Source organism: Methanocalculus sp. (genome assembly GCF_029762515.1).
Classification (GTDB): Archaea; Halobacteriota; Methanomicrobia; order Methanomicrobiales; family Methanocorpusculaceae; genus Methanocalculus.
This window is the reverse complement of the sequence record NZ_JARVGN010000210.1, coordinates 1-4,043: the sequence shown is the minus strand read 5'-3', so window position 1 is coordinate 4,043 and position 4,043 is coordinate 1. Positions and strand designations below refer to the sequence as shown.

At 50.2% G+C, this 4,043-nt stretch carries 2 protein-coding genes; one reads left to right on the top strand and one right to left on the bottom strand.

The window, feature by feature from the left end; genetic code table 11:
- Nucleotides 1–1,425, top strand: a 1,425-nt coding sequence (gene proS / locus QCH34_RS08155) for a proline--tRNA ligase (protein ID WP_300332701.1), incomplete at its 5' end; no start/stop codon positions are given.
- A gap of 467 nt (nt 1,426–1,892) precedes the next feature.
- Here proS and QCH34_RS08150 read toward each other — a convergent pair.
- Entirely contained in the window at nt 1,893–3,302 is a 1,410-nt protein-coding gene (locus QCH34_RS08150) for a GNAT family N-acetyltransferase (protein ID WP_300332699.1), read from the bottom strand.
- Nucleotides 3,303–4,043: the final 741 nt, after the last annotated feature.

Genomic DNA, 4,043 nt, shown 5'->3' with positions numbered 1-4,043 from the left:
GAAGATAAGACGGATGCACTCCCCCCGATTTCCGATTTTAGTGCATGGTATAATGAGATTCTCAGGCGCGCCGAGATCATGGATGTCCGGTATCCCGTGAAGGGGCTGTATGTCTGGTACCCCTTTGGGTTCTCGATCCGGAAGAATACGTACGCCATACTCCGCTCGCTCCTTGATGTCGATCATCAGGAGACGATCTTCCCGCTCCTCATCCCCGATCATGAGTTCATGAAAGAAGCCGAGCATATCAAGGGCTTTGAGGAGGAGGTCTACTGGGTAACACACGGGGGCCTCTCTGAGCTCGACGTGAAGCTTGCACTCAGGCCCACAAGTGAGACTGCAATCTATCCGATGTATGCCCTCTGGGTGAGATCCCATGCCGATCTCCCCTTAAAAATCTACCAGATCGTGAATACCTTCCGGTATGAGACGAAACATACCCGGCCGCTGATCAGGCTCAGGGAGATCACCTCCTTCAAGGAGGCCCATACCGTCCACTGTACCTGGGAAGAAGCTTCTGAACAGGTTGAAGAGGCGATCAGGCTGTACTCGCAGTTCTATGAATCCCTCGGAGTTCCGATCCTCATCTCGAAGCGTCCTGACTGGGATAAGTTCCCTGGTGCGGATTATACGATCGCTGTCGATACGATCATGCCTGATGGCAAGACCCTCCAGATCGGAACCGCCCACCATCTCGGGACACATTTCTCAAAGACCTTCGATATCACCTACGAGGATCTGGAAGGGGAACAACAGCTCGCATACCAGACCTGTTATGGCATATCGGAACGGTGCATCGCCTCGGTTATCTCGGTGCATGGTGACGATACCGGTCTTGTGCTTCCACCCTCGGTTGCCCCGGTGCAGGTCGTCATCATCCCGATCATCATCGGGAAGCGGAAAGACGAGGTGCTTGCGGCAGCAGAATCACTCCAGGGCGAGCTGAAGGCACTCGGCATCCGGGTGGAACTCGATCTCCGCGATATGCGACCCGGTGCGAAGTACTATCACTGGGAGCTGCATGGGGTGCCGCTCCGGCTTGAGATAGGGCCAAGAGATATCGATGCGGGAACCATTGTCGCCGTTGACCGGTTCAAGCAGAAACAGCAGATCGGATCAGCCGGAGAAGTCCCGGCACTGCTGGATCAGATCCAGACGATGATTGCAGGCCGTGCAGAGTCAGCAATGGAAGGAAAGATTACGATCTGCAGAACCATCCCGGATATCCGATCTGCGGTCGAGTCCGGGGTTGCCGTTGGATCATGGTGCGGTGAGCGGGAATGTGCCGACCAGATCGAGGCTGAGACCGACGCCTCGCTCCTCGGAACGGAACTCCGTGGACCTCATGCCGCCAAGGTGAGCGGGAGCACCTGCGTAGTCTGCGGAAAAGTGGGTAAGGCTGCCCTTATCGGGCGGTCATACTAACTTTTATTGAGAACATTCAGATAGTCAGATGCCGGGGATGGAACTCCATTATTCTCAAGCCATCCTCGAAATCTCATTAATTGCCTCCTCGCTATTTAATGGAGGTATTTTGAAGCAGGTGCGGCGCGGGTATCGGGGGGCGGGGTGACCCGGATCAGGATGACAGAGCTGATAAACTCTTGCTCATCAGAGCAACCTGAAAGGCGATTCTAAAAGAATCGGACGTTTATCTGCTCTGACATCCCCCGAAGCATTCCCGCCCCTCTCGCGCTGCATCTGCGGCTGCCCAGTACAACCTCCCTGCGAAGCATGTGAGGACGGGGACGGGGCGGTGGGGAAAAACATCCCAGTGAATAGATCCTAATGATGATTCAAACACCTGATAACCAGATGATGACTCGTTCCCTTTTTAAAACCCACAAGAGTCAGCGAAGAGTCTATAATTTCCAGAGTATCAGCCTGAATAATTATGCAGTACTGATCCTCTTCATCGGACATACATCGGATCCGGCCATATCACCGATCGCCCATGCATATCTTTCCCGTATGGTCGGAGGGAGCTCCTTCTCAGGGATCGGGGTAAAACCGAGTGACTTGTAAAAGGTTACCAGAGGAAGGGTCGCATGCATGTAGAGATCGTTATCCCCGCACGCTGAGACCAGCGCCTCCATTGCCATTCTTGCATAGCCTTTCCCCCGGAACTCCTCCCATGTGAAGACCCCGTCAACCTCAATACCATCTGTGTGGCGCTTGCACCTGGATACGCTAACAGGCGTATCTTCAACAAATACGCAGAAGATCCGATCGGTATTTCGATCAGATTTATTTTGATGATAATCCAGCCATATTATTTCTGCAATCTGGAATTCATGTGCGAGCAGCTCCCGGACGCGGATGACAAGATGGATCTCCGAAAAGAAGACAAGGACGGGGGTTTTTGAGATTTTTGCGACTTTTTTTGTCGTATTTCCGACAGGAATCTGCATCAGATAGTCCATCCGCCCATACCGGGACATCAAAATCATGGTCGCGTTCTCCTCAGCCGCAGCCATGCAGATCTGTTTGGATGGAGTGCCATATCGGATCCGAATAGATGAAGAAATTCCTGCGGATTTCAGATCATCATGGATACGATTCAGTCGTTCTTCTACTTCCTTCACGTTACGTTCCCGTGCTCCGGGATCGATTCCGTTCCTCTGGATAACATGGAGGAGGATAACTTCACTGATCCCGTTTATCCGCTTAAGACCATTCAGGGCATCATCCGCTGAACTGGAAAAATCCGTTGCGTAGAGGATCTTTGATACGATAGTATTGGGATCCGCTTCCGGCTTTTTCAGAGAGAAAAATCGTGGGGAGTCAGATCTCATAATCAGGACATGGCACTGGCTCCGGGTAAGTACATCAGTTGCACAACGGCCGAGCAACGATCCACTCAGAATTCCTTTACGTGCGCCGATCACGATAAGAGCTGCTTTATCCGTCCTGTTTGCCTTAAGAATTGCTCTTGGAATACTTCCATCGGGTGCAACATCAACCCGCGTCATCACGTTTATACCTGTACAACCCAGCTGTTCCTTCTGGATGGCAATCTGCCGCTCAGCCTGCTGCCTTGCAGAACTATCGGTTTCATTTTGGAAATGGATGAGCATAAGGTCTTTGATTCCAGGGATTTTCCCCAGTTGGGAGATGATGGAGGTGCTCATCCCGGAGAAATCTGTCGGGAAGAGAACGGTATCAAACAGAAGGGGGGTGGGGGGATCAAACGGTACATCAGAATGTTCAGGATTCTGTGACAGCGATTCAGGTCCGGCTGAGGAATGGAGTACACCGTCAGGTCCGGGTACTAAAAGTTCGTGCGTGGTGGGTAATACCATGAGTTTGGGAATAAAATTTAACATGAGAGATCATCCAATATTTTCAGGCGTTATCGATCAATTATGACGGTTATAAGTGGGCATCATCACCCGATTATCGGGGAATACAGAAGAATTTATTATAGGGACATACATTTTGATGGATGATTTCTGCTCATCCATGCAGACAGGTAACAGGATACAGAAGGCAATCGTTCTTCCTGTTCTCTCGCGTCTGACTATTCCCGCATACGTGATGTACAAAATTTGATTCGTTCATCACCATGAGGATCTCTCTATCCATCTCCAGGGATTTCTCCTTAAAATCCTGTTGGATCTTCGATACGATAAACTCATGCGATCAAAGTGATCGTCAGGGTAACAAATGATCAGATCTTCGTTATGGAGCTGTCACAGCTATCAGGTGACTCTTCATGCCTTTACTGCGCCTTTGCCAAATTAAAAGAGAGACATATGTTCTTCGTGATATTTGGATTGACCAAAAATGATCAGGCTTCTGATCACTCGATAAGCGATTAACAGAGTTGAAAAACTGCAATACTTTTGGGATTTATTGATGGGAGATACGGAGTGTGCTCTCAGCACAGAAACTAAATTATCGGATCTATCTTCCGATTATGTTTTGAAAGGAGCCTACTCTCCTTTCTTATCCACGCATTTTGAGCAGAGGTAGGTAACCTTTATACCTCCAAGAAGGAGGTCGCCGGAGACCTTCTTTGCTGCACCCCGGACGAAGATCTT

Bases quoted from the DNA above. Each gene is read 5' to 3' on its own strand.
- QCH34_RS08150 (WP_300332699.1), bottom strand. From the start codon at position 3,302: ATGGTATTACCCACCACGCACGAACTTTTAGTACCCGGACCTGACGGT.